Consider the following 24039-nt stretch of genomic DNA (forward strand, 5'->3'; position numbering starts at 1 on the left):
TGGGCTCCGGGTGCAGGATTCGGCCATGGCCATTTCCATTGCAGATATCGCCTGGGCTCGCGCGGAGCTGGCCCGGTTCCTGGAGCTGACCACGCTGTACCACCCGCCGGACCCTCCGGGGGTCACCTTCATCACCTCGCGTATGTCCAACCGGGGGGATCAGAAGGACATCCTGGCCAGCGCTCAGGTGGTCGAGCAGATCCTGGACCGGGTGCTTCCCGGCTGGCGCACGGAGATACCGGACAGCCGCGTCAACCGCTGGTGTCGACACCGGGAGGCCGCCCAGCGAGCTGAGGCCGTGCTGGAGCGCGACGGCGAGGTACGTGCGCGGCTGGGGGACGATGCCCCAGACCTGAACGCCTCGGCGATGCACCCCTGGGCGTGGGAGGGTGCGCGGCCGCTGTGGCAGAGCGGGCACTTCCGCGAGGCCGTCACGGCCGCCGCCCGAAAGGTCAACGCTGAGACGCAGAACAAGGTCGGCCGCAAGGACGTGAGCGAGACCAGGCTGTTCCAGCAGGCCTTTTCCCAGGACGATCCCAAACCCGGGCAGCCCCGCCTGCGCCTGATGGACAACGACGGAAGCGACACCTTCCGCAGTGTCCACCGCGGTGCTGCGGCCTTCACGGAGGGCTTCTTCGCCGGGATCCGCAACCCCAACAGCCACGATGACGGACTCCCCGAACTTCCCCAACATGAGGCGCTGGAGCAGTTGGCCGCGCTCAGCGTCCTGGCCCTCTGGGTCGATACCGCGGCCCTGGTCACCGCCTGACGCCCGAAAGCTCTTGGCTGTTCAGGCAAGCAGTCGCGGATCTGTGACTGCGGAAAGGCCCCTGCGGGTTCGGCTGGGCGGTCCGAGTAGGGTGCGGTCAAAAGCGGGGGTGGAAGATCTTGCTGCGGGGTCCGATCGTTCTGGCTCTCGCCTGGGCCTACCACCGGCGGCGCCCGCCCTGCCTGACGCAGGGCGGGCGCCGGGTTCAGACGTAGGTCCTGCGCCACTGGTCGGCCGAGACTCAATGGCGTTCGTCGTGCAGACGATCCGCCGTATCTCGGCAGCATCGGCTCGACCGGTGGTCTGAGCACCATCCCGGGGCCTCCCTCACGGCTTGTCCCTCTTCCAGGGTCGGCCGGGCCGGCTCCACACGGCCCGGCGGGACGGGCGTGGATCATCCATCCGAGGGGCCCGGCAGGGCCGTCAGGGCCAGTGCCGGGGTCGGCTGCGGCACGGTAGCGGCATGCGCCGCTGGTCCCTGCCCCTGGCCCTCGCCGCGCTGCTCGCGGCCTCCGGATGCATCACCGTCCACCCCGCCCACCAGGGTCTCCTCCGCTACGGTCCAGAAAAGTGCACGCGGGCCCGCCGCACAGGATTCCCATACCTGAGACGTCAGGTATGGGTGGCGATCTGTACGTCACACGTGCCATGGTGAGCCCATTGTCTATTCCACCCCCGGTCGGAATAGACAATGCGGTTCCGCCCCCTCCCAGAACTGCAGTGGGACGTTTTCCGGCAAAAACGGAAGACGCCCGCCGCTGGCAGCGACGGGCGTAACCCCCAGGTCAGGGGGTCACCCTCATGACGACAACATGAGGGTGACCCCCTTTGCAATGAGGGCCGCCGTGTAGTAGCAGAACATCACCGGATACGCCCAGTCGTGGGCGAATCTGCGCGCTCTCCACCACCACGGCACCTCTGGCGGACCGCTCTCCCGGCTGTGACATCCCATGGACATCACGCCTCCTTCGACTGCCTGGAGGGACCAGGCGCCCCGGGTGTCCGGTTCTCCGGGCCCGCGCGGAACCCGAAGCATTCCACCCCGGAAGGAACGGGAGCGAAGCCGCCATGACGTAGTCCACCACAGATCCGGAGGGCCCAACGCCCGTATAGGCGCGGCCAGATACGTGGGCACAGCAACGGCATAACGCTGCGAGGTCGCACCACCGCCAAAGCCCTGACATGGGCGCGTCACCGAACGCATCCAGTCCGCTTCCGAATCGGACGAGTTGACATCCCTAAACATGGACTCACCGAAAATCTTGGTCCGGGGTCGACGGCAACCCAGAGCTTTAGGGTGTGATCAGCAACACACCCGACGCACCCCTGCCGCGACGGCCCAGCCGTCGAGGTCGGCCGCCCGCAGCCGCCCTCCAGCGCCCCGCTTCCCGAGACGAGGGCGCCGCCGAGCAGCCGGCGCGGGCGCTGCCCAGATGCAGGCCAACGCCCGGAATCAACGCGAAGACAGCAGGATGCCCGGTCACGAGATCTGTGGCTGAGCAGCGTAGTTGGCCCGTCCGGCCAACTACGCCGCTCACGGTCCGGGACGAATGGTGCAGGGCGCGGCCTGGTTCGGATGCCGAGGCGGCCGACGATGCCCGGCAGGTCAGGGTGCCGCGGGGTCCGGGCAGGCGGTGAGGAGTATCCGGGCGCGGTTTCGGAGGGCTTCGTCCTGGCGGATGACGCGATCTTCGACTCCCGAGCGGACCACCCGGGCGTCGCCGACGGCGAGAGCGGCAAGTCGGCGCGCGTGGTCGCCGGTCAATGCCTCGGGGCCGAGTGCTTCCAGGGCGTCGCAGGCACCCGTCGGATCGGCGTCCGATTCGGCCGACCGCAAGGCGGCCTCGGCGAGCGCGGTGCGGTCCAGCGAGGCGGGTTCGGCCACGGCCGTGAGGGCCAGCACCGCGGCCGGCGCCTGTGCCGGGTCGTCAAGGGCGGCTTCCAGGCGGGCGGCGAGCGGCCGTCCCGCGGAGCCGAGAAGGACCGTCGTGCGGGCGGCCCGCACCACCGACCACCGGGACCAGGGGTTCTGTTCGGCGCGCGCGAAGACCGAGTCCAGAACGGCAACCACCCCTTCCGCGTCCCCCGTGACGCGCCACAGAGCCTCAGCGAGGGCCGTGTCCGTATCCAGCGCAGGCGTGGTGTTGCCGTCCGTGCCGCTGAGCGCCTCGCGCAGGGCAGGCGCAAGCGCCGCTCCCCGGGGACCGAGCGCACCGGCCATCTTGGCGGCCTCCCTGAGCTGGCTGGCACCACGCCGGAGGTCGTGTTCGAGGCAGTGCAGCAGGGGCGCGATCTCGCCGTCGAGGTCGTGCAGGGCCTTCGCCGCGGGGAGGACTGCCTGCTCGGCCGCCACCGCCCGCAACGACGTGACGGCCCGGGCGCGGTCCGTCGGGGCGCAGTCGGCGGCGACGGAAGCGATGGCTCGGGCGGCCTGGCCGGGAAAGTGCGGGAGCGCCGCGCACAGCTCGGGCAACGCCGGCGCTGCCTCGGCGCCCCACCCCGCCAGCAGGTTCGTCAGCTGCCAGGGTTCGTTGCCGCTCAGGGCCTCGGGCTGGGCAAGGCGGTCGCGGACCGCGTCGAGGAGTTCGCCGTTGTACGGGAAGGCGGAGTCCTCCGGGCTGCGGAACCCGGCGGCGGCGTCGAGGGCCCGCGGGCGCCGCCCGAGGCCGGCGGCCAGGAGCGGGGCCGACTGCGCGGGCGCAACCTGTACGAGTGCGGCCAGGGCCCGGTCCGCATGGTCGTCGTCGTGGTCCGGGTTCCGTCCGGCGAGGGGGGCGAGGATGTCCGCGGCCGGTGCGGCGACGCTGCCCAGCCGGCCCAGGAGGGACGACGTGGCTACCACCGACTCCTCGTCGACGGCCGCCGCTCGCAGGTTCCATACCAGTCGCCGCGGGGCACTGCGGGAGAGCATGCAGGCGCGGTCGGCCGCCCAGAGGCCTTCGGCCCGCACCTCGGCCCGACCGTCGTGCAGGGCTGCGTCGATCAGTGCGAACGCCACCTTGCGCTCCTTGCGGCGGCCCCGGCCCAGGAGTGCCTCGATGACGGCGGCCAGCGGCTCGCCGCGTTTGAGGTCGAGATCGGAGCGCAGGGGGTCGGCGGGTAGAAGGGACAGCATCGTCGTGTGCATGGGTTCGGTCCACGGAGCGCCTGCGTCGAGGGAGGCGAAGACGGCGGCCATGCGCACCTCGGCTGGCTGGGACGGGTCCAGGACGGCGGCGGCAGCCGCCGCTCCGCCCTGCGGGTCGAGCCGTGCGATCCCGGCCAGAACCTCGGCGCGCGCGGCGGGTTCGGGTTCCTCGTCCAAGCGCGCGCGGAGGGCGGGGAGCGCAATCGCGGTCGCGCGGGTGTGGGACACCGCCCAGGCCGCGGTCCGGCGGACCTCCGGCTCCGGGGAGGCCAACAGGGGCAGTAGCAACGGGAGCCGGTCCGCCACGGCCGCCCGGACCGCGCCCGGTGCCACGCCGTACTCGTCCTCGCTCTCCGCCATGCCGCCGAGCAGCGCCAGGACGTCTGCCGTGCGGTGGCCGGCCGCCGCGATCCCGGCCAGGAACGGCACCGCCTCCGCGCTGGCGGCGTAGACCGTCCCCTGGTGCAGAACGCTCCCGTACAGCTCGGACAACGCCTCATCCGCCGCATCCGCGTCGGCGCCGGTCAGAGCCCGCAGCAGATCGGGAATGTCCTCCGCGCTGCCATACGCATGGGAGAGGGAAGACCAGTGGCGGATATCCAGGCCGTCGAGCAGGTGTACGAGATCCATGCGGAGCATCGTGCCAGCCACCTCTGACATGACCGGGCCACCTACGCCGCTCACCCGGGCCAACTGAACCGCTCAGTCACACGTGTGCCTGAGCGGTTCAGTTGGCACCATCCGCCAGTTGGAGCGCTCAGCCTCGAGTCGCCCTGACCGGCCACGAAAAGGGCTTCACGGTCTACTCCTCGTCCGGGCATGATTCCCACCGTGCATAAGGACAGGGACCATCGCGGGCAGGGACGGTACACGCTGACGGACACAGGGGACGGCCATGTCTGGGGCACCTGCGCCGAGGCCGAGGGACTATTCAGGGAGCCGCGGCGCGGGACGTACGAACTGTTCGGCTGGGTCCCCGACGGAGCCGAGGTACGAGGCTGGGTCGGCAGCCGAGTGTGGCTGGTGCCGGAAGACAGGACGCTTGACGCCTGGCTCCTGGAGGACGCGGAAAGCCTCGGACCATACCCGGGAACGGACGCTCTCGTGATCAATGGTCTGGACGACTATGAGGGGCCGCCCGAGGGACACAGGGCTCCTGTCCGACTGCACAACGGGTACCAGTGGCTGGGCTCCTGCCGGGAGTTGCCGCGCGTCCTGCCGCCCGAGCACGCAGCGTCCCCGCTCATCTTGCGCGGGCTCGCCCCGGGTGACCGACTGCGGCGGGCACTGGCGACGGGCACCCGGCGGGCACTGGACCTGGAGGAGGCCTGGCTGGAGATACGGGACGACCGGGGCGAGCAGCTCACCGACCGTCTGCTGCGGCCCAAGGTCCGCACGTGGCGCCCGTCCTCCCATCGGACGGATCTGATCGATCTGGAACTCGACGGTGAGCACTTCGAACCTGTACCGGGGTACGCGCGGCCCATCTGGGAGCGCTGGCTGGCCGGACCACCGGACGCTCCTGGCGCCTGGGCAAGCCTCGACACCCGGCAACGCGGGGCCTGGCTCGACCTCGTCCGTGAGCGGGGCTGCCGGCTCGAGCACCACGACCGGGCGGCCGGACGCATGTACGAGCTGGACGGCCGACACATCACCGATGAACCGGGCCTCTACCTGGCACTCGGCGAGGCTGTCAACGGACCGGGCGGCTACTTCGGCGGCTGCCTGGACGCCCTCGTCGACTGTCTGCGCGGCAACTTCGGCTACACCGCCCCCGCAACCCTGCTCTGGCGGGATGCCGCAACCGCAGCCGGGTACCTGTCCCGCGTCTTGGCGCCGAACGGCGAGTCGTACGACCTGGTGGCCACCGTACTCGAGGTGCTGGCCGAGGGCGGGATGCGCGTCACCCTCATGTAAATCGGCATCCCACCGCGCGGCCGCGGTAATGACGAGTTGCTGCCGCCGGGTGGCTGGCCAGGCGCGCGTCGGTATCAGGAGCAGCGTCGTGCCCAGCGCCGGCGGAGGGATCAGCCAGTGGCGGATAGCCTGTGCCACCAGTGACCGCACCCGTCGGAGCAGAAGCGTTCGCGCCGTCGTCCGTCGGCGATCGCGAGGACCGCGACCAGCAGCCGGAACGCCTTGCGGCGTTCATCGAGGGGCGTGAGAGAGGCGATCTTCCCCAACTGGTGCTCAATCCGGCCGCGGGTAATCAGGACCGCGGGTGTGTGCGTCGGGCGCAGCCCGGCGCGGCGGACGCTCTCCGGTCCGTCCTCGGTGACGGCGCGCGCCTGGACACAGTGGTGGCGTAGGAACAGCAATGCCTCCGACTGTTCCTCCGGGCCAAGTGCGTCGAACCATTCGATGCCCCGTGACATCGGGCGCAACCCCTGCGCGAGTTCGTTGAGCATGACGTCGCGTTCGGTCACGACTGCCTCCCTTCGGACAAGCGGCGCTTCGCCGCAGAAACGAGGTCAGTGGAACCAGGCAACAAATCGCACACTCATATGTGCTGCGGGTACGACACGCAACGTATGGGTACGGCTGTACGAGAACGGCCCGCGTCCCCCGGCTACGAACTGGGGGAGGCGGGCCATCTTGTCGTTGTGGGCTACGCGTCGAAGCCACCGGTTGCGGCGATCTGGGCGAACGTCGAGAACGACGCCGGCTCCAGAAGCAGCGCAGGACCGTTGGGGTTCTTCGAGTCGCGCACGGCGATCCTCCCGATATCCGTCTGGCGGAGGTCGGCCACCTCGATGCAGTTCTCACCGCCGTCGCTGTACGACGACTTGAACCACGCAGATCGGGACAGCTCGGGGTGGGGCAGCATGTTGGTGCTGGTCATGACGTGGAGTCCTCCATGATGGATCTGATCTTCTCCCGTGAGTCATTCACGGGAAGGGCTGCGGCCTGGATGAGTTCGTAGGCCGCTTCGTAGACCTTCACGTCGTCCACTCCCTCGGCGAACGAGCCACCGCGGATGTTCTCCAGCATGACCACGGTCGGCCACGGCTGGGGGAAGCGGACGATGTGGAAGGGGCCCACCATCCCGGGGTGCGGGTTGGCGCGTATCGGCATCACCTGGATTCGGACATTCGGCAGGTCCGCCATGTCGAGCAGGTGGCGTAGCTGGTCCCTCATCAGCGCGGGATAGGACGCGCTCTTGTAGTGCAGAGTCGACTCGTGGATCACTGCCCAGAGGTCGAGCGGTCCGCCGGTCCTGGCCGTGTCCACGAGGATCGCTTGGCGCTTCTTTCGCATCTCGACGAGTGCGGTCACCTCCTCCGTGGTCCTCGTGATCGCGGTGGCGGTGATGATCTCCCGTGCGTACTGCGGGATTTGGAGCAGGCCGGGGATGAGCCCTGGGGTATAGACGCGCGTGGAGTCGGCGTCTTCCTCCAGCCCGACGTAGGTCTTGTAAGCGGTTTCTGGGAGATCGCCGTAGTTGTTCCACCAGCCGACTTTGTTGGCGTCGCGGGCCAGCTCCTCCATGGCGGTGACTACGGCCTCGTCGGTGATGCCGTACGCGTTGAGCAGTGGAGCAACTTCCTTGATCGGAAGGTGGGCCTTCGCGTTCTCGATTCGGTTGATCTTGCTGCCGTCCCAGCCCGTCGCGGCGGAAGCCGCTTCGGTGTTCATGCCGGCCTGGACCCGGAAGTCGCGAAGCGCGCTGCCGAGGCGTCGCCTTCGTACTGTCTGCACGAGCGGAGGTGTGGGCACGGGAAGTTTGACCTTTCTGTGGGTAGACGGGTGATCGTGCGGGGTGGGCTTCCCTCTCGTCGGGTGTGACGGCCTCGCTCCGGGTAAGTCTGCCCGGATTCGGGATGCGAAGTCGCCAGAACTTCCTTACATCCATTGGGACTTTGCCTGCAATGGTTGCAGGCATCGCTGCAACGGGTGCATTCTTCCAGGGTGGCGATCGTGACTGTGCGTCAGGACATGATCACTCTGGCGCGCTGCCGTCGCCTTTTCATGCGCCGCCGGACCTACCAACGGCCCGGCCGATGGCTCACCACCTGATTCACGTCGGTGGCGGAGCCGTGCCCTGACCGCCCCCTAATACGCCGAGGCCGATCATGCAGACGAGCCAGAGCAACACCTCCGCCCCAACCCGGCATGACCACGCCGCAGAGCATCCGGCCGCCGACTTCGTGCGGGCCCACGGGCCTACCACCGACTGGCAGCCGCTGGACTTCGAGCTGTACCTGGACCGCTTCTCTACTCCGAACTCCGAGGGGCTGCGGTGATTGCCTTCACTGGCCTGATGATCGGGCCCGCGCCCACCGGTCCGCAGCGATACCGGGGCCGGTACGCCAACCGGCCCGAAACTCTGTGCCGGGTCCGGTCAGACGTTGCCCTGTACCTGAACACCTGGGGCATGGAAGGGCCCGTCGTCAGTGACGCTCAGTCTGTCGCGACGGAGCTGGTCGCCAACGCCATGCGGCACACCAGCAGTCAGACCATCAGAATGTCCGTGAAGCGCACCGCCTGGGACTCGGTGCGCATCACCGTCACCGACTCCAGCCTGAAGCCTCCCCTGCCAGCCGCCAAACTCGGTGACGCCGTCGCGGAGTCAGGCCGTGGACTGCTGATGGTCGAGGCGCTCGCCCGGGACTGGGGCAGCAAGATCGGCGTGACGGGTAAGCAGGTCTGGGCCGATCTCATCGCCGGGGCGGCTCAATGAGCGGTGCGGGGTGGGGTGAGTTAGGCGGCCCCACCGTCCTGACCCCACTGCCACCGCGAGCACGGAACCGGCATCACCGCCGATCGGCCGACGGCAATGCGCTCTTCGGCGTGCTGCTGACGGGGGCCAACGTCCTCGGTATGGGCCTGGTCGCAACGCTCCTGGTCACCACCGACGCCGACGCAGCTGTCCCCGCAGCCAGCCCGGCGACGGCCGTCCCCGACCTGCCTCGGGTCGAAGCGCAGCCCGCTCGTACGGGGGCCAATGCCACGACCGTCACCGTGCACGCCTCATCGTCCCTTCACGGCGTGCCGGCGCGGACAGCACATCGCCAGACGGCCAGCCCCACACCTCTCTGGGGCTGGCCCTGCAGGGCAAGGTCAGTGACGCATTCCTGACTCCCCGGCCCACCGCATCGACCTCCGTACTGATCCCTTGACCACTTCCACCCCAAGGCTCGCCCATGTATGTGATGAAGCTGCTCACCCTCAGTCATGTGCCGGCTCTCAACCGGCTGCTTGCCCTGCGTATGGACTGGCTGGCGGAGAAGAGGCACCCGCTGAGCGGGGAGAGCTCCAATCTGATGGAGCTCGTACGCCTTCCCGAGCCAGAGCCCGGAATGGTGCCCGTCGGAATGTGGGACGGCGAGAGGCTCGTCGCTGCCCTCGCAGTTCAGCCGGCGGCACCTCTGTTCGGCTGGACGCTCGAAGAGCGGCAGGAGCCGAGCCAGGTGCTGTCCCTCGCCCACACCGACCCGAGGGAGTCGAGGGTGGGTGCGCTCCTCGTGTCCGGGCTCTGCGACCACGCCGCGCGCAAGCCCGCTCCGCCAGCCTGGATCCGCTGCACGGTCCGTCCGAAAGCACTGGCCGACTATCTCGAGCAGGCCTGTGGCTGGACCAAGGTCCGTGAGGTCAGCAGTCCTTACGGAGACTCCCACCATCTGCTTCAACGTGCTCCTCGGCGAGCCGAGCACACGACGCTCCTCGTCCGCGCTGAAGGCGGGTTGGCGTGATGTCGACAGTTGCGCCGGACACCGGCGCCGTTGAGGCAGCGGAGCGGGAAGCGACTGTGGCGGAGTTATGCGAGGAGATCACCCGCCGCATCACCATCGGCCGATACGCGCCCGGGATGGCCCTGCCAGCCAAGGTCCTCGCTGCCGATCTCGGGGTGCCCGCCCCCCTGCTGCCGCGCGCATTGCGGGACCTGGCAGAGGCCGGGACACTGGCCCGGGCCGGCGACCGCATCGCGGTACCTCATCCGTCGGATGAGCGGGCCTGGCGGGCGCGCCACCTGGCCGACCGGGCTCTCGATCAGATCGCGGCCCGGCTCTACCTTCCCGAGGTGCCGCTGCCGGGAATCGCCGAGCTCGCCCGCGACCGCGTCACCGAACCAACGGTCATGCGCCAGGCCCTCAATGTCCTGGAAGACGAGGGATGGATCGGCCGAAAGCCGGGGCAGGGCCGCGTGGTCCTGCCCTCAGGGTGGCTGCTCGCTCCGCCCCGGACTGTGGCCCTTCCAGCGCGAGCCACCGGCACGGCCAGGCTGACCGAGCACGAAATCCGGGACGCCGTCAGGTTGGCGTATACCCGCTGGCGCAGCCGGCAGTTCCTGCCACCCGAGGACGTCGAGACGGCATGGCAGGAGATGCGCGTCATCGCCGTGCAAGTCCTGCCGCCCACGCCGCCCGGAAGCCTCCATCCGATCCGCCGCGGGGAACGCGCGGCGGCCCTGGTACGCGAAGCCGCATCGGCCCCGCTGCCCGATACCGCCTTGCTCGGCCTATGGCACACCGCCTGCCTCGCCATGGCCATCAGGGGCCTTCTGGCCTACTCCTGCCGGAGAACTCCATGACCGTACCCCGCTCCGACCGACTGCTACGCGCTCTTGGTCCGCTAACCGGTACTCCCCTCGTCGGGCCGATCGCGGGGGCCATCACTGTGGCGATCCACCGGCGCCGGGTTCGGCGCCACGTCCAGGCGATGCTCGGCCGCGCCCTACTCACGGACGCCCGGCCTGGCCGCGGCGAGGGACCTCCGTTGACGCCTCGCTGACCGCGCCTCGTTTGACCTGCCGTCACACCATCCGAGGAACGACCGCCCTAGTACCGAATCACCGTGTTCTTGCTGTTCCTCGCGGTCTTCGTCACCGCCTCCGAGGTACCCCGTTGACCGCTCCGCCGCTGGCACAGCCCACGGCGGATACCGCCCGGCGCCTATCCGCCCCAGCCGCACCACTGCCCGAACGTTCGCTCGCGTCGACCCGAGCCTTCAGGGCCCGGTCGGCGCTCCGCAGAAGGACTGCTCATATGCCCGCGCGTATCGAGGACTACGCACTGATTGGCGACATGCAGACAGCGGCGCTGGTCAGCCGTGACGGGTCCATCGACTCGATGTGCCTGCCCCGATTCGACTCCAGCGCAGTCTTCACACACCTCCTTGGGACGGAGGATCACGGCTTCTGGCGCATCGGCACCGCCCACCCGAGTCACAGGACCGCGCCATCGGCGGCCCGGCGCCGCTACCTGCCCGGCACCCTGATCCTCGAATCCAAATGGGACACCCCCACCGGGCGAGTCCGCGTCACCGACTGCATGCCGCCCCGCGACGGCACCCCCCAGACGGTCCGCATCGTCGAAGGCACCGCCGGCACGGTCGCGATGCGCAGCACCCTTCGGATGCGGTTCGATTACGGGCGCATCGTGCCCTGGGTGACCACCACCGACGAAGGCCGCCTCCACGCCGTCGCGGGCCCCGACTCCCTGTGGCTGGACACCTCGGCCACCACGTACGGCCAGGACGAGACGTCGTACGCCGACTTCACCGTCCGCGCGGGCGAGCGCGTCGCCTTCGTCCTCAGCTGGCATCCCTCCCACCAGGCACCGCCCCCGGTGCCCGACGCCGGCGAGGCCCTGGAGGCGACGGAGAAGTTCTGGTCGCGGTGGAGCTTGCTCTGCACCTACGACGGGCCCTACCGCGACGCGCTCCTGCGCTCCCTGATCACCCTCAAGGCCCTCACATACGCGCCCACCGGCGGGATCGTCGCCGCGCCCACCGCGTCGCTGCCGGAGGAGATCGGCGGGGGACGGAACTGGGACTACCGCTACACCTGGCTGCGCGACGCCGCGATCACCCTGTCCTCCCTGCTGCGCACCGGCTACCGCGAGGAGGCCCGCGCCTGGTCCGCCTGGCTGGTGCGCGCGGTGGCCGGCGACGCGGAGAACTTGCAGATCATGTACGGCATCGCCGGTGCGAGGTCGCTCGGCGAGGTCGAGTTCGACTGGCTACCCGGCTACGAGCGTTCACGTCCAGTCCGGGTCGGGAACGGGGCCGCCCACCAGCTGCAGGTCGACGTATACGGCGAGGTCGCCATGACCCTGCACGCGGCGCGTGAGGCCGGCCTGGGCCCGGCCGAGACCGCAGCCCACCTCCAGGTGAAGCTGGTCGAATACCTGGAGAGGGTCCGGGACCAGCCGGACGACGGCATCTGGGAGATCCGCGGCCCGCGCCGCCACTTCGTCCACTCCAAGGGCATGGCCTGGGCCGCCATGGACCGCACCATCACGCTCGTCGAGTCCGGCGGTACCACTGTCGACCCCGGCGTCCTGGACCGCTGGTGGGAATTGCGAGACACCATCCACGCCCAGGTCTGCGAGCACGGCTTCGACTCCGCGCGGGGCACCTTCACCCAGTCGTACGGATCGCCGGAGCTGGACGCTTCGCTCCTCCTCCTGCCCCAGACGAGCTTCCTTCCTCCCACTGACCCGCGGGTCATCGGCACGATCCGGGCGATCCAGCACGAGCTGTCCACCCCCGACGGTTTCCTCCTGCGCTACCCCTCGGCCGGCTCCGCGGTGGGAGTGGACGGGCTGGAGGGCGACGAGGGAGCGTTCCTCGCCTGCTCGTTCTGGCTGGTTGACGCCCTCTCCATGATCGGTTGCACGGGCGAGGCCCGTACCCTCCTGGAGAAGCTGCTGGCCCTCGGCAACGACCTGGGGCTCCTGTCCGAAGAGTGGGACCCCGTCCGGCAGCACCTGGTCGGGAACTTCCCACAGGCATTCAGTCACGTGGCGATGTGCGACTCGATTCTCCGGCTCGCCGCCGAGGACACGGCGGTAAGGGTCCTGTGATGCCCAGCCCACTGACCGAGGTCCTGTGCGCCCTGTATCTGCTCGCCTCGGCAATGCCGTTGGTGAGCGCCGCCGCGCATCAGCAGCGGACGGCGGTACGGGCGGCAGCCAGGTTCCGCACCAGGGAAAGCCTCGCCGTGCACCGCGGGAGCAGGCTATGAGGCGGGCGGCCCCCGGCTCGGCATCGTGGTGCAGGAGATCCACGCCCCGGCGGTCGGCGCGAATGCGCGACCGGGAGATGTTCAAGCAGGCGGTCATCGCCGCGTACACCGACCAGCGGCAGGGGACCATACGGCAAATTTCCGAGGAGATTGGGGCGCGCCTTCGCCACGATCCACCGGATCCTCGCCGACGCGAAGGTGCCCCTGCGCCCCCGCAGCGGCACGCGTACCCCATCCAGGACCCAGGCGTGAGCGGACGAACCGGGACGCCCCGTTTGCGCCACGATGGTCGGGCTCCGGTCGCTCGTCCCCGCCGGCACGGCTTCGCCCTGTGGGCATCTTCTGTCCGTCACCTCGCGGGCATGCCTGACGACGTCACGGAGAGTGCCTTATGAAGCCCCGGGTCGGAAGCCATAGCCCCCTCGGGCCTGCGGGAGCGGTGACGTCGTTACCGATACGTCCAGTTATGTCCGGTGCCTCGGTACTCCTCGACTGGGATCGGTGTCGTGCCGGGGAGCATCCGGTCCCGGTAGAGCGTGCCGTGCAGGTGGTCGACCTCGTGGAGGACCAGGCGAGCGAGTCCGTGCTCGTAGCGGATGAGGCGGCGGGTGCCGTCCAGGTCGGTGTGGGCGATGACGGCGTACAAGGGCCTGGGGACCAGACCTCGGACGTCGAAAAAACTCAGGCATCCCTCGTACTGCTCGTCCGAGTCGGCGGCGGTCTCGGCGATGTCCGGGTTGAGGAGGACGATCGGGTCGGCTTCCAGATCCGGGGGGATGACGACCGCGGCGGCACGGTCGATCCCGATCTGGCAGGCGGCGATTCCCATGCCCTTGCCGAACGTGTGCAGTTGACGGACACGCGCGATAGCTTCGAAGAGGGTGCCCACCACGCGCCTTGCTTCCTCGGCTTCAGCAGGGAGGTCGAAGGGGCGTGCGACGGCGTGCAGCAGCGGGTCGCCGTCCTGGACGATGCCCGCGCCGGCCATGGCGGCGCTCGGGGAGGTGGGGTTCACGGGCTCGGACTCGCTCTCTGCGGTGTGCGGGGTGGTGAGTCGCCATTCCAGGCGGTAGCGGGCGTGAAGCTGAGGGTCCCGGGTGCTCCACGAGAAGATCGTCTGGTCCCCCTCGATGTGCCGCGTGGGAGGCGTGCGGAGGGGGGCGAAGTCCGCGGTGAGGGACGTCTCGGTGCCCCAGACGGTGGGTTTGAGGGCGCTTGGGAAGGCGAGGGTCACGCTGAGCTCGCGGGTAGGTACGCGCACTGCCCGCTGGAACCACGGCCCCCATTTGTCGCCACTGACCGTGTACGAGTAGGTGATCTCGGCCTCTTGGCCCGGGTAGAGCGGGAAGCGGGCCTGATCGTTGGCGAACGTCAGCCATATCTCCTTGAACGCGTCCCGGTCGTGCTTGACCGTCCAGCCCATGGCTTCGTCCCCGCACTGCGCCTCGAGCCGCAGTTCGTCCCAGGTCAGCGGACGCAGCCGGTACAGGGCGTTGGAGCGCTCGGGCTCCCCGGGGTAGCGGTCAACGGCGATCCGGACGAGGTAGCGGGTGACCGGAACAGAGCCGACGTTGCGCACGAGCCTGCGCATCCGCAGCTGGTAGCGGGTGCCGTCGTACGTCAGGCGCGCCTCGTCCTCCAGGACGAGGACCCCGGTGGATGTGGGCGTCTCCTCCGGCGTCTCGGCGGGAACGGGTTCGCCTTCGTCCTCCTGCCAGGCATGCCAGAGGGCTCCGGCGGCCTCGAGTTCCTTGTCCATGCGGCGGACCAGGTCGGAGCTTCCTCGCTCACGGCCGGCTTCCAGATGACTGACGTAGGAGGGATCGATTCCGAGCCTCCTGGCCAGTGCTGCTGCGGAGTAGCCGCGGATCGTGCGGAAGTGCTTGAGCGTTGCCGCGAAGGTCCCGCGCTCGGATCGGTCCCCCATGTTGGCTCCCGGCACGTTGAGTTGAGGATGAGCGTGAGTGAGTGCGACTCACGGATGCCTCATCCTGCCCGGTTGGGGCTCACTGATGCCAGGCGGCCGACGCGTATGCACGCGACCGCGCCACGTCCGCCGCCCCGCCTCGCGTCCACACGCCAAGGCCACGCGCCCGGACTCACTCCACTCCCCGGCATGTTCGTCCGGGGACCTTTGAAGGGCATCAGGAGATGACTGGACCCGCGCCGCGCACAGCGGTGCTCATCAGCTCGGGCGGCATGGACAGTGCCGTCACCGCGTACGACCTCGCCGACCAGGGCACCGCCCTGATCCTGCTCTCGTTCGACTACGGGCAGCGCCACGTCAAGGAGCTCACCTACGCCACGAAGACCGCCGACCGGCTCGGCGCCGCGCACCGCACCGTCGACTTGCGGAGCGTGGGCGCGCTCTTGACCGGCTCCGCGCTCACCGACGCCTCCGTGGCCGTCCCGGACGGCCACTATAGCGACGCGACGATGGCATCGACGGTCGTCCCCAACCGCAACGCGATCATGCTGAACATCGCAGCGGCCGTCGCGATCAGCGAGAAGGCCGACGCCATCGCCTTCGGCGCCCACGCCGGCGACCACAGCGTCTACCCAGACTGCCGACCCCTGTTCTTCGACAAAGTCACCCAGTCCATCAAGGCGGGCAACGAGGGCCTGCTCGTCACGGACTTCCGCGTCCTGGCCCCGTTCCTGCACATGACGAAGGCGGACATCGCCCGACGCGGCGCCGAGCTGAAAGTGCCGTTCCAGGAGACATGGTCCTGCTACAAGGGCGGCGAACTCCACTGCGGGGTGTGCGGAACGTGCGTCGAGCGGCGCGAAGCGTTCACCCTGGCGGGCGTGCCGGACCCGACCGCGTACGAGACGGTGTCCGAGGAGGCTGGCCGATGAGCGCGGTGACGGGCTGGACCCGGATCGGCAAGCAGTTCACCTTCCACGCCGCGCACCAGCTGCTGAGCCTGCCGGAGGGCCACAAGTGCAGGCGCGAGCACGGGCACACCTACACCGTCGAGGTCGTCTGGACCGCCCACGTTCTGACCGGGCCCGGGTTCGTGACGGACTTCGCGAACTTCGGGCCGTTCAGGCAGTTCATCGACGACCACCTGGACCACCAGAACCTGAACAGGGTCCTGGAGATCGAGCCGACGTCGGAGAACCTGGCCCGGCTCCTCGCCGAGTGGCTCATCGAACACCTGGAGCCGGCCGTCGAGGGTCAGCTCGTGAGCGTGAGCGTGTCAGAGTCCCCGTCCTCGTGGGCGACGTTCGAGGTGGCACGCGGATGAACGCTGGCGCGCTCCACCTCCTGTCGAGCTCTGCGGCCGACGACCGGCAGTTATCGGTCGCGGAGACCTTCGGGCCCACCTTCCAGGGGGAAGGCCCCTCCACTGGCAGGCAGGCCCTGTTCATACGACTCTCGCGCTGCAACCTGTCGTGCGGGCACGGCAAGCAGGCCCGGTGGGCATGCGACACCCCCGAGACGTGGGACTTCAAGCGGTATGACCCGCGGGACCCGGCGGTCGCGCGCCGGCAGAGCGTGGAGTCCCTCACCGAGTGGGCGCTGAGCTTCCGTACGCCGCTGGTCGTGATCACCGGCGGGGAGCCGATGATCCAGATGACCGGTCTGACCCGGTTGGCCCGTGCCCTGCACAGGGCGGGCCGGGAGATCGAGATCGAGACGAACGGGACGTTCATCCCCAGCGGGGAGCTGGTGGAGAGCGTGCGCGCGTTCAACGTGTCACCGAAGCTGTCCTCCGCCGGCGGGCGGGCGTCGGCCCGTATCGTCCCGGCCGCGCTGCGCGCGCTGGCCAAGAGCGGCAAGGCCCGCTTCAAGTTCGTCATCAGCCACGCCGACGACCTCGTCGAAACGGCCGACCTCGTCGAGCGGTTCGCTCTGCACGAGGTGTGGGTGATGCCCGAGGGCGTGTCCTCGAAGGCCGTCCTGGACGGGATGCGGGAGATGGCCGACGGCGCACTCCGTCTGGGCTTCAACCTGAGCCCACGGCTTCACACGCTGCTGTGGGAGGACGAGCGTGGCCGGTAGCCCGGACAACACAAAGCCTGAGTGGGGCCGTCGTTCCCGCTCTCTCCAGCCGCGTGTGTGGGATAGCGGCCAATCAGCAGAGGAGGGGATCGTTCCTGCCACTCAGGCAGGAGCCACTGTAGCGCGCAACTCCCTTGCTCTGTCTACCCATTCGTTGATGCCGTTCCTTGTCGAACCGCGTCACCTGAAGCGTGCCGCCCGGCTGTGTATGCGACGGGCCTCGGCGCCCGGCGCCGATGGACAGTCATGGGCGGCCTTCCGGACGGGTATGCGTGAGCGCCTCGATCGGCTCGGCGAAGACCTCCGCCTGGGGCAGTGGCAGCCCGGGCCGGTCAAGGCGTCGCACGTCATCGCCTACACCGGCAAACGGATCGACATGGTGATCCCGACGGTGGGCGACCGCATCGTCCACCGGGCGATGCGCCGCGCCATCGAGCCGGTCCTGGAGGCACACGCGTTCGCGCCGTGGGTCTCCGGCTTCCGACCGGGACGCAACCGGCTCACCTCGCTCCGGCAGGCCGCCCAACACCTGCAAGCCGGCTGGGTATGGGTCGCCGATGTCGACGTGAAGCAGGCGTCGGCCGGCTCCAGTACCGATGAGGTCATAGGCTGGCTCGCCGAACACATCCAGGACGGGTCCTTCCTGGACAGGGTCCGCACCGCCCTGGAGGCTCTGCCCGACCCGATCGCTCCCGGGTGCGGGCTGAGCCCGATGCTCCTGAACCTGCGCCTTTCCCGTGTCGACTCCGCGCTTCGCGGCCTCCACGTCGTGAGGTTCGCCGACAACTACTGCCTGTTCGCGCCCAGCCAGGCGCAAGCCGAGACAGCGAATGAGGCCCTGACCGCCGCACTCGGCAAAGCAGGGCTGCAGCCCCACCCCGGCAAGAGCCGGATCCGGCCGGCGGCCAACGCCGAAGACCTCTTCCTGATCAGCGGATGACGCCCATGACGCCCACCATCACCCCCGCCGCGCCGCCCGGGCAGGACATCTGCTGGGTCCCGGTCCCCTCCGGCGTCTGCCTCTTCGGAGACCGCGGCCGGCCGATCACGGTCCGGGCTCTGGAATGGACCCGGACCCCCATCACCCCTGCCCAGCTCGGCGCGGGAGTCAGCACGGCGCCGATGACCGGAGTGTCCCAGCCCGAGGCCGCCGAGATCGCACGCCGACTCGGCGGGCGCCTGCCTCGCTCCGTGGAGTGGGAGTACGCCGCCTCAGGCCCTGGCCGGCGCACCTTTCCGTGGGGGGAAGCGGCCCCGGAGGCCGGTCTCGCGAACCTGCGCGGCGGACCCGGCACCACCACCGAGGTCGGCTCCCACCCCGATGGCGCGACCCCGGAAGGGCTGCTGGACATGGCGGGGAACTGCTGGGAGTGGACCTCCAGCCCAGTACTGGGCGACGGGTTCATCCTGCGGGGCGCCTCATACGCCTCCCCGGGCCTCTACGCGAAGTGCACGTTCCTCAACGCCGCGCCGGCCGAACTGGCTTCGGCGGGGATCGGCTTCCGGGTGGTGAGGGAGACGTGAACGCCCCCATCCCGCTGCCGGGCACTCTGGTCATGGCCGGATGCTCCCGGCGCAAGGCGGCTGCGGCGACCCCGGTGCCCGCGCTCGACCTGTACCAGGGCGGCATCGTCCCGCAGTTACGCGGTCGGCTGGCCGGACAGCCGCAGGTACTGGAGCGGGTGTGCTTCCTGTCGGCCGAGCACGGTCTCCTCGCAGCCTGCTCCAGGGTCCTGCCCTACGAGCGGCCGCTGACCGACGCACGCGCCCGCCTGCTGCGGCCCGCGGTCTGCGCCGCCGTCCGTGAACGCCTTGACGCTCTGGAGCACCACCCCGCGCAGATCCTCCTCGTCGCCGAGCCGGCCTACCTGTCGCTGCTGGCCGATGTCCTCGGTGACGAGGACCGGCCACGCATCCGGTGGATCACCGACCCCCGCGGCTGGGACGAAGCCTCTGCCGTACTCGACGATTGGAACTGGCCGTGAACGACACCCTGGCCTACGCCTTGGGAGAGCAGCCCAACGACCACAGCAGGCTGCGGGCCGACTTCGAAGGCGCCACCGGGATCGGCTGGCATACGCCGACACCGCCGGGCCTCGCCGCTGGCCGCGCCGTGTCGGTGGTGATCCCCGCCCGGAACACCGGCTACGCACTCAAGGCCGTCCTTGACTCCCTCGCCGCCCAGGACACCCAGGGCCCCGTCGAGGTGATCGTGGTCGACGACGGATCCACCGACAACACCCACCTCATCGCCGCCCGGCATCCCGCCGTGGACACATGGGTGCGCCTCGCCCAGCCGCAGGGGGCCGCTGCTGCCCGGAACGTCGGCACCTACCTGGCGAGTGCCGACACCGTCCTGTACCTCGACTCCGACATGGTGCTGCCGCGCCATGCGCTGGCCGACTTCGCCGCCCGCGCTCTGCCGGACACCGTCCTCACAGGCTTCCGCCACAACGTGCCCTTCCAGCCCGGCCCGGGCGGTCAGGCCCTGGTCCCCGAAGGACCGGCCGATCTCGCGGCCGACCATCGGGTCACCTGGCGCAGCGAGGGAGGCACCCTCTTCTACTCTGGCCATGTCCTGCCCGGCCCCGCCACGGGCAGCCCCCTCAACGACACGGACGACTTCCAGAAGCTGGGCCACGGCGCCTTCTACCTCGACTGGGACCTGGCCCGCACCGTCGTGACGGCCATGGTCGCCGTGCCCCGGGCCGCGGTCGTCGACGTCGGCGGCTTCGACGAGACGTTCGGCCGCATCGGCTGGGGTATGGAGGACACCCACCTCGGCGCCGCTCTCATCGCAGCAGGCTGTCTCGTCGTCCCGCTGCGCCAGGCGGTCGGCTACCACCTCGACCCCCCGGACGCCGACACGCAGTGGCAGACCAAGCTCCAGGGCTGGCCGGCCACGCTCGCCCACTACCGCGGCAGGCTGGCCGGGGCGGCGCCCACCGGCCGTGGCCGGACCTTCGCGGCCGCCGCACACCGGCTGCTGGTGCGGGCGGAGGTGAACGCCCGATGACCGTTCGCGCCTTCTCGACCCGCGTCCTGGGCGGCCGGAGCCTGGTGTACGACCCGGCCACCGAACTGACCCATCTCGCACCGCAGGTACTGCCGCCTGGACGCTGCTGGCTCGACGACACACAGGTCACGGCGTGGATGGCCGTCTTCCAGCGGCAGGTCGCCACAGCCGTGCCGTTCAACGTCTGCTGGTCGCCGCTCGTCCGGTGCAACCTCACGTGCCCGCAGTGCCTGGACGACAAGACCGTCAAAGAGCTGCGAGGTACTGAACGGGCGAGGATCGCCAAGATCCTTGCCACCAGCGGCACCCTCGGTCTGGACATTTCCGGAGGTGAGCCGCTGCTCCTGAGGGATCTGACGGCGCTCGGCCGGACCCTGCGCTCAGCGGGTGCCGTCGTGAGCTGCACCACCAACGGCTGGCACCTCGCGCGGCGCGCACCCGAACTCGTCGGGATCTTCGACGCGATCCGCGTCAGCCTGGACGGACCCACCGCGGCGACGCACGACCACTGGCGCGGCGCGGGAAGTTTCGAGCGTGCCTGCGAGGGAGTTCGGGTCGCCGCCCGGGCCGGCCTTCCGGTGCAGCTCCACTACGTCGTGATGCGGTCCACGGCCGACGGCATGCAGCAGATCTCGGACCTCGCCAGCCGGCTCGGAGCCGGCGGGGTCACCTTCCTGCAGATGCTGCCCATCGGCGACGGCCGGGCCCTGCGCGACACGCAGATGCTCTCCGACGCCCAGGCCCGAACCCGGCTCGACGCCGTGACGCCGCCACCCGGAATGCGGGTACGGCTGCGGACCAGGGAGATCGCCGACGCGTTCACCGTCGTCCGCGCCGACGGCAGGGTCTGGCGCAACACGGATCAGGCCAACGAGATCAGCGCGCTGCGCCGACTGATCCGGGCCGAGGACCTCCACCTGCCCGTGCCTGTCCTGCAAGGGAGTGCCCCGTGAGCGGCCCCACGGCCCGTCGCCTCTTCCGCGGCACCGGCCCCTTCGAGTTGACCGAGCCCATGCTGGAGCGCGTTCTCGACGAGCTGGCCGCGGCCATCGCGCCGGACGGCGAGGTCAGCATCGTCCTCGCGGTGGCCAACGGCGGCACCATCCCGGGTGCCGGGCTCGCCGGACGCCTCGCGGTACCCCTCGCCCACGTCCACGCCAAGCACAACCACACTGACGCCATCCACACCCAGGCCACCGGGAACGTGGCCGTAGCCTTCCCCGGCGGCTTCCCGGACACGCTGTCCGGGCGGGTGCTACTCGTGGACGACATCTGCGGCAGCGGCGCCACCTTCGCCGCCCTCACCACCGCACTCGAGCCTCTGCTCACGCCCGACGGCCGCATCGAGACCGTGGCCCTGTGCCGCAACGAGGGCTCGGACCGGGCACCCGACTGGGCCGCATACACGGTCGACGACTGGGTCGTCTTCCCCTGGGAAGCCCCGCCCGGCGGTATCGAACTCGTAGCCCTGAGCTCCCCCTCTCCCCTGAAGGGACAAACCCCGTGAACCTCACCCCCTGGCGCAGCGTGCTGCTGGTGCTCGCCTCCTGGCAGGTGGACGCTCCCGCCGGAATCGAGCGGGCGACCGCGGCACTCGCCACGGGCCTGGCGGAGGCCGGCCACCACGTCGTGATCGCCACCGCCGCGCCCCAGCCGATGGGCCGGTCCCTGCCCGGCGTGACAGTGGAGCCCCTCGACCTCGGCGTCACCTTCCCGTGCAGCGACACCACCCTGCGGGACGCGATCGATGGCGCCACCGACAAACTCCAGGCCCGCCTCCTCGACATCACCGAGCGGCACCGCACCGACACCGTCGTCTTCACCGACGCCCTGTGGGGCCTCGGCCGCCTGGAGTTGAACTTGCCGGCAGGCGTCCGCCGGATCCTCGCCGTGCACGTCATGCCCCACGCCGAGGACATGCACCCGGCCCTGGCTCTCGCCGATACCGTCATCGCCCCCTCCGAGTTCGTACGGTCCGAGGCCCGGCGAGCGGGCTGGGCCGCCAGCAGCTGGCACGTCCTGCCCAACGCCCTGCTCCGCGAGATCGACCCACTGCCGGCGACCGAGCGACGTGCCCTGCGCGAAAGCGGACCCATTCGCGTCCTTGCTCGCCTGGGAACCGAGAAGGGAGTCCTGCCGCTGCTCACCGCCGCAGCCTGTCTTCCCTCCCGCCGGCCGCTGCACGTTCAGCTCGCCACAGCCGCCTTCGAGAGCGCCGACGGCTCGCAGGAGAAGCTGCTCGGCCGCTGCCGCACCATCGCCGACAAGGCCGACCACATCACGCTCAGCACCGGCACGCTGCCCTGGGACGAGGTTCCCCTCTGGCTCTCCGAGGCAGCGCTGGTGATCGTTCCCTCGCTGCGGGAGACCTTCGGGCTCGTGGCCCTGGAAGCCATGAGCGTCGGAACGCCGGTCATCGCCTACCGGACCGGAAATCTGCCGACCCTGCTCCAAGACGGCACCGCCACGCCGGGGTTGCTGGCCGAACTGATGCACGGCCCGAACGCGCTGCTTCGACTGGCCCAGCGCCTCCTCGCCGATCCGATAGCCTACGAGCGAACTTCGAAGGCCATGTACCACCTCTCGCAGGACTACAGGCCTGTCCGTATCGCCCAGCAATTCGTGAAGGCGGTGTCGTGATGGGTAACCCTGCCCGTCTGCGCTCCCAGGTCGCCCCCCTGCTCCTCGTCGACGGCTTCAACGTGCTGTGGCGTGGGCATTTCGGGTTCCCCGCCCCGGTGTTCTCCCGGGACAAGACCCGCAACCTGACGGGCCTCTTCGCGTTCTTCGCGCTCTTGCGGGCCAGCGTCCGCGACGACCTGGACACCGAACCGGTGGAGATCTGCGTCGTCCTGGACGGCGAGAACGGCAGCGCGGACCGCAAGGACGCCGACGCCGACTACAAAGCCAACCGGGAATCCACCCCAGCTGCTCTGGAGCCGATCCAGTTCCTCGCCCCGATCAAGGAAGCCCTCGACGGATACGGCATCGGCTGGGTCGAGATCGACAACGCCGAAGCCGACGACGTCATCGCCACCCTCACCGCCCGCTACCCGGACCGGCCCGTGCGGATCATGTCCGCCGACCAGGACTACTACCAGCTCCTGGACGGCGAACACGTCAAGATCATCAACCGCTCCCGGAAGGCGTCCGCGCGGATCATCACCGCCACCGAGATCGTCGAGCGGTACGGCGTCACCCCGGCCCAGTGGCCCGACTACCGGGCGCTGACCGGCGACACGTCGGACAACATTCCCGGGGTCAAGGGCATCGGCGCCAAGACGGCCGGCGCGCTCCTGGCCGGCGGGCTCACCCTTGAGGACCTGCCCGACTCCGGGCGCCTGACCGGAGCGAAGGGCGCGGCTATCACTGCGGGTTGGAGCGATGTGCTGCGGTGGCGCGAGCTCAGCCGGATGCGGCGGGACGTGCCCGTCACCTGGCAGGCCACCGGCACCGTCAGCCCGCTCCTGCCCAAGCCCGCCGACGTCGTCGAGAAGCTGGGTCTGTGGTGAGCCGCGTCGGATCCGTCTTAGCCGTCATGGCGCACCCCGACGACCCGGAACTGTGGGCCGGCGGGACCCTCGCCCTGCATGCCCGCACCGCCCCGGTCATCGCCGCCGTCCAGGCCCACGACGCCGTACGCAACGCCGAGGCTCTCGCCGGCGGGAAGGCCCTGGGCGCCGAGGTCGTGCTCGCCGAGGCGCTCGACGCGGCCGTCGTCACGGAACTGATCCTCCGCCACCGCCCCGAGATCCTCATCACCCACCCCATCGACGACGTCCATCCCGACCACCGGCGCATCGCGGCCGCCGTCATGGAAGGGCTCGTGGACGCCGTCATAGCCACCGGCCACCCCAAGAAGCTCTACGCCTGCGACAGCTACAACTCCCTGACCCTCAGCGGGCCCGTCGCCGGGTCCGTGATCGTTGACGTCACCGCCACCTTCGAGCAGAAGATGACGGCCCTGCGCGAACACCGCTCTCAGCCCATCACCGATCACTTCGGGCCCATGGCCGAGAACCTCGGCGCGCTGTGGGGGGCGCGGATCGGGGCCTCGCGGGCCGAAGCGTTCACCGCGCTACCGATCCTCGGCCGGCTCCCCGGCACCGCTCACCTGTAGCCCAGGCACGAAGACCTGCTCACTTCCCGT

Annotated in this window: 25 protein-coding genes; 20 read left to right on the forward strand and 5 right to left on the reverse strand. The window is 69.9% G+C overall.

The window, feature by feature from the left end:
- Positions 1–25: 25 nt before the first annotated feature.
- On the forward strand, positions 26–769 hold the full coding sequence (locus tag OG299_RS00265) for a TIGR02391 family protein (protein ID WP_327359933.1): 744 nt from the start codon (positions 26–28) through the stop codon (positions 767–769).
- A 1606-nt stretch (positions 770–2375) separates the two neighbouring features.
- Here OG299_RS00265 and OG299_RS00270 read toward each other — a convergent pair.
- Positions 2376–4526, reverse strand: a complete 2151-nt coding sequence (locus OG299_RS00270) for a hypothetical protein (protein WP_327359934.1) — start codon at positions 4524–4526, stop codon at positions 2376–2378.
- A gap of 189 nt (positions 4527–4715) precedes the next feature.
- On the opposite strand from OG299_RS00270, the gene OG299_RS00275 reads away from it, so the two are divergent.
- The gene (locus OG299_RS00275) at positions 4716–5813 is read left to right on the forward strand and encodes a barstar family protein (RefSeq protein WP_327359935.1); all 1098 of its coding nucleotides are present in this window, start codon (positions 4716–4718) and stop codon (positions 5811–5813) included.
- A 110-nt stretch (positions 5814–5923) separates the two neighbouring features.
- Here the strand turns inward: OG299_RS00275 and OG299_RS00280 are convergent, their stop codons facing one another.
- The 3 genes from OG299_RS00280 to OG299_RS00290 form a co-directional block, all read right to left on the reverse strand.
- Entirely contained in the window at positions 5924–6322 is a 399-nt protein-coding gene (locus tag OG299_RS00280) for a DUF5958 family protein (RefSeq protein ID WP_327359936.1), read from the reverse strand.
- 182 nt (positions 6323–6504) lie between these two features.
- Positions 6505–6738: a DUF397 domain-containing protein gene (locus tag OG299_RS00285; RefSeq protein WP_266674056.1), complete on the reverse strand. Its 234-nt coding sequence runs from the start codon at positions 6736–6738 to the stop codon at positions 6505–6507.
- On the reverse strand, positions 6735–7613 hold the full coding sequence (locus tag OG299_RS00290; RefSeq protein WP_266674054.1) for a helix-turn-helix domain-containing protein: 879 nt from the start codon (positions 7611–7613) through the stop codon (positions 6735–6737). Before OG299_RS00290 ends, OG299_RS00285 begins: the two co-directional genes overlap by 4 nt.
- A 356-nt stretch (positions 7614–7969) precedes the next feature.
- Between OG299_RS00290 and OG299_RS00295 the strand changes: the two genes are divergently transcribed.
- The 6 genes from OG299_RS00295 (at position 7970) to OG299_RS00320 (ending at position 12864) form a co-directional block, all read left to right on the forward strand.
- A complete protein-coding gene (locus OG299_RS00295; protein ID WP_327359937.1) occupies positions 7970–8140 on the forward strand; it encodes a hypothetical protein in 171 nt (56 codons plus the stop codon).
- Between the two features lie 17 nt (positions 8141–8157).
- Entirely contained in the window at positions 8158–8577 is a 420-nt protein-coding gene (locus OG299_RS00300; protein ID WP_327359938.1) for an ATP-binding protein, read from the forward strand.
- Between the two features lie 472 nt (positions 8578–9049).
- Positions 9050–9589 carry a hypothetical protein gene (locus OG299_RS00305; protein ID WP_327359939.1) on the forward strand — a complete coding sequence of 180 codons (540 nt, stop codon included), beginning with the start codon at positions 9050–9052 and terminating at the stop codon, positions 9587–9589.
- A complete protein-coding gene (locus OG299_RS00310) occupies positions 9589–10428 on the forward strand; it encodes a GntR family transcriptional regulator (protein ID WP_327359940.1) in 840 nt (279 codons plus the stop codon). Before OG299_RS00305 ends, OG299_RS00310 begins: the two co-directional genes overlap by 1 nt.
- A gap of 454 nt (positions 10429–10882) precedes the next feature.
- The gene (locus OG299_RS00315) at positions 10883–12703 is read left to right on the forward strand and encodes a glycoside hydrolase family 15 protein (RefSeq protein WP_327359941.1); all 1821 of its coding nucleotides are present in this window, start codon (positions 10883–10885) and stop codon (positions 12701–12703) included.
- Positions 12703–12864, forward strand: coding sequence for a hypothetical protein (locus tag OG299_RS00320; protein ID WP_327359942.1), 162 nt, complete (start codon positions 12703–12705; stop codon positions 12862–12864). Before OG299_RS00315 ends, OG299_RS00320 begins: the two co-directional genes overlap by 1 nt.
- A gap of 448 nt (positions 12865–13312) precedes the next feature.
- On the opposite strand, the gene OG299_RS00325 is transcribed toward OG299_RS00320, so the two are convergent.
- Positions 13313–14791: a peptide deformylase gene (locus OG299_RS00325; RefSeq protein ID WP_327359943.1), complete on the reverse strand. Its 1479-nt coding sequence runs from the start codon at positions 14789–14791 to the stop codon at positions 13313–13315.
- 224 nt (positions 14792–15015) lie between these two features.
- Here OG299_RS00325 and queC point away from each other — a divergent pair, with 224 nt between their 5' ends.
- The 12 genes from queC to OG299_RS00385 all read left to right on the forward strand — a co-directional run bounded on the left by queC (position 15016) and on the right by OG299_RS00385 (position 24009).
- Positions 15016–15723 (forward strand): 7-cyano-7-deazaguanine synthase QueC, encoded by a 708-nt coding sequence (gene queC / locus OG299_RS00330; RefSeq protein ID WP_327359944.1) that lies wholly within the window; start codon positions 15016–15018, stop codon positions 15721–15723.
- Positions 15720–16115 carry a 6-pyruvoyl trahydropterin synthase family protein gene (locus OG299_RS00335; protein ID WP_327359945.1) on the forward strand — a complete coding sequence of 132 codons (396 nt, stop codon included), beginning with the start codon at positions 15720–15722 and terminating at the stop codon, positions 16113–16115. Before queC ends, OG299_RS00335 begins: the two co-directional genes overlap by 4 nt.
- The gene (locus tag OG299_RS00340; protein ID WP_327359946.1) at positions 16112–16873 is read left to right on the forward strand and encodes a 7-carboxy-7-deazaguanine synthase QueE; all 762 of its coding nucleotides are present in this window, start codon (positions 16112–16114) and stop codon (positions 16871–16873) included. The genes OG299_RS00335 and OG299_RS00340 overlap by 4 nt, the downstream gene beginning before the upstream one ends.
- A gap of 268 nt (positions 16874–17141) precedes the next feature.
- Positions 17142–17813 (forward strand): reverse transcriptase domain-containing protein, encoded by a 672-nt coding sequence (locus OG299_RS00345; RefSeq protein WP_327359947.1) that lies wholly within the window; start codon positions 17142–17144, stop codon positions 17811–17813.
- Positions 17814–17818: 5 nt separating this feature from the next.
- Complete coding sequence (locus OG299_RS00350) at positions 17819–18397, forward strand: formylglycine-generating enzyme family protein (protein ID WP_327359948.1); 579 nt, start codon at positions 17819–17821, stop codon at positions 18395–18397.
- Positions 18394–18858 carry a DUF6884 domain-containing protein gene (locus tag OG299_RS00355; RefSeq protein WP_327359949.1) on the forward strand — a complete coding sequence of 155 codons (465 nt, stop codon included), beginning with the start codon at positions 18394–18396 and terminating at the stop codon, positions 18856–18858. The genes OG299_RS00350 and OG299_RS00355 overlap by 4 nt, the downstream gene beginning before the upstream one ends.
- A complete protein-coding gene (locus tag OG299_RS00360; RefSeq protein ID WP_327359950.1) occupies positions 18855–19889 on the forward strand; it encodes a glycosyltransferase in 1035 nt (344 codons plus the stop codon). The genes OG299_RS00355 and OG299_RS00360 overlap by 4 nt, the downstream gene beginning before the upstream one ends.
- The gene (locus tag OG299_RS00365) at positions 19886–20842 is read left to right on the forward strand and encodes a radical SAM protein (RefSeq protein ID WP_327359951.1); all 957 of its coding nucleotides are present in this window, start codon (positions 19886–19888) and stop codon (positions 20840–20842) included. Before OG299_RS00360 ends, OG299_RS00365 begins: the two co-directional genes overlap by 4 nt.
- Positions 20839–21396 carry a phosphoribosyltransferase gene (locus OG299_RS00370; RefSeq protein WP_327359952.1) on the forward strand — a complete coding sequence of 186 codons (558 nt, stop codon included), beginning with the start codon at positions 20839–20841 and terminating at the stop codon, positions 21394–21396. Before OG299_RS00365 ends, OG299_RS00370 begins: the two co-directional genes overlap by 4 nt.
- Positions 21393–22529: a glycosyltransferase family 4 protein gene (locus OG299_RS00375; protein ID WP_327359953.1), complete on the forward strand. Its 1137-nt coding sequence runs from the start codon at positions 21393–21395 to the stop codon at positions 22527–22529. Before OG299_RS00370 ends, OG299_RS00375 begins: the two co-directional genes overlap by 4 nt.
- On the forward strand, positions 22529–23401 hold the full coding sequence (locus OG299_RS00380) for a 5'-3' exonuclease (RefSeq protein ID WP_327359954.1): 873 nt from the start codon (positions 22529–22531) through the stop codon (positions 23399–23401). The genes OG299_RS00375 and OG299_RS00380 overlap by 1 nt, the downstream gene beginning before the upstream one ends.
- Positions 23398–24009 (forward strand): PIG-L deacetylase family protein, encoded by a 612-nt coding sequence (locus OG299_RS00385; protein WP_327359955.1) that lies wholly within the window; start codon positions 23398–23400, stop codon positions 24007–24009. Before OG299_RS00380 ends, OG299_RS00385 begins: the two co-directional genes overlap by 4 nt.
- Positions 24010–24039 lie beyond the last annotated feature (30 nt).

Source organism: Streptomyces sp. NBC_01296, assembly GCF_035984415.1.
In the GTDB taxonomy this organism is placed as follows: domain Bacteria; phylum Actinomycetota; class Actinomycetes; order Streptomycetales; family Streptomycetaceae; genus Streptomyces.

Bases quoted from the DNA above. Each gene is read 5' to 3' on its own strand.
- OG299_RS00310 (WP_327359940.1), top strand. From the start codon at position 9,589: ATGTCGACAGTTGCGCCGGACACCGGCGCCGTTGAGGCAGCGGAGCGG.
- OG299_RS00275 (WP_327359935.1), top strand. From the start codon at position 4,716: ATGATTCCCACCGTGCATAAGGACAGGGACCATCGCGGGCAGGGACGG.
- OG299_RS00335 (WP_327359945.1), top strand. From the start codon at position 15,720: ATGAGCGCGGTGACGGGCTGGACCCGGATCGGCAAGCAGTTCACCTTC.
- OG299_RS00345 (WP_327359947.1), top strand. From the start codon at position 17,142: ATGCGTGAGCGCCTCGATCGGCTCGGCGAAGACCTCCGCCTGGGGCAG.
- OG299_RS00295 (WP_327359937.1), top strand. From the start codon at position 7,970: ATGCAGACGAGCCAGAGCAACACCTCCGCCCCAACCCGGCATGACCAC.
- OG299_RS00380 (WP_327359954.1), top strand. From the start codon at position 22,529: ATGGGTAACCCTGCCCGTCTGCGCTCCCAGGTCGCCCCCCTGCTCCTC.
- OG299_RS00340 (WP_327359946.1), top strand. From the start codon at position 16,112: ATGAACGCTGGCGCGCTCCACCTCCTGTCGAGCTCTGCGGCCGACGAC.
- OG299_RS00270 (WP_327359934.1), bottom strand. From the start codon at position 4,526: ATGGATCTCGTACACCTGCTCGACGGCCTGGATATCCGCCACTGGTCT.
- OG299_RS00365 (WP_327359951.1), top strand. From the start codon at position 19,886: ATGACCGTTCGCGCCTTCTCGACCCGCGTCCTGGGCGGCCGGAGCCTG.
- OG299_RS00265 (WP_327359933.1), top strand. From the start codon at position 26: ATGGCCATTTCCATTGCAGATATCGCCTGGGCTCGCGCGGAGCTGGCC.
- OG299_RS00350 (WP_327359948.1), top strand. From the start codon at position 17,819: ATGACGCCCACCATCACCCCCGCCGCGCCGCCCGGGCAGGACATCTGC.
- OG299_RS00315 (WP_327359941.1), top strand. From the start codon at position 10,883: ATGCCCGCGCGTATCGAGGACTACGCACTGATTGGCGACATGCAGACA.
- OG299_RS00285 (WP_266674056.1), bottom strand. From the start codon at position 6,738: ATGACCAGCACCAACATGCTGCCCCACCCCGAGCTGTCCCGATCTGCG.
- OG299_RS00300 (WP_327359938.1), top strand. From the start codon at position 8,158: ATGATCGGGCCCGCGCCCACCGGTCCGCAGCGATACCGGGGCCGGTAC.
- OG299_RS00325 (WP_327359943.1), bottom strand. From the start codon at position 14,791: ATGGGGGACCGATCCGAGCGCGGGACCTTCGCGGCAACGCTCAAGCAC.
- OG299_RS00320 (WP_327359942.1), top strand. From the start codon at position 12,703: ATGCCCAGCCCACTGACCGAGGTCCTGTGCGCCCTGTATCTGCTCGCC.
- OG299_RS00305 (WP_327359939.1), top strand. From the start codon at position 9,050: ATGAAGCTGCTCACCCTCAGTCATGTGCCGGCTCTCAACCGGCTGCTT.
- queC (WP_327359944.1), top strand. From the start codon at position 15,016: ATGACTGGACCCGCGCCGCGCACAGCGGTGCTCATCAGCTCGGGCGGC.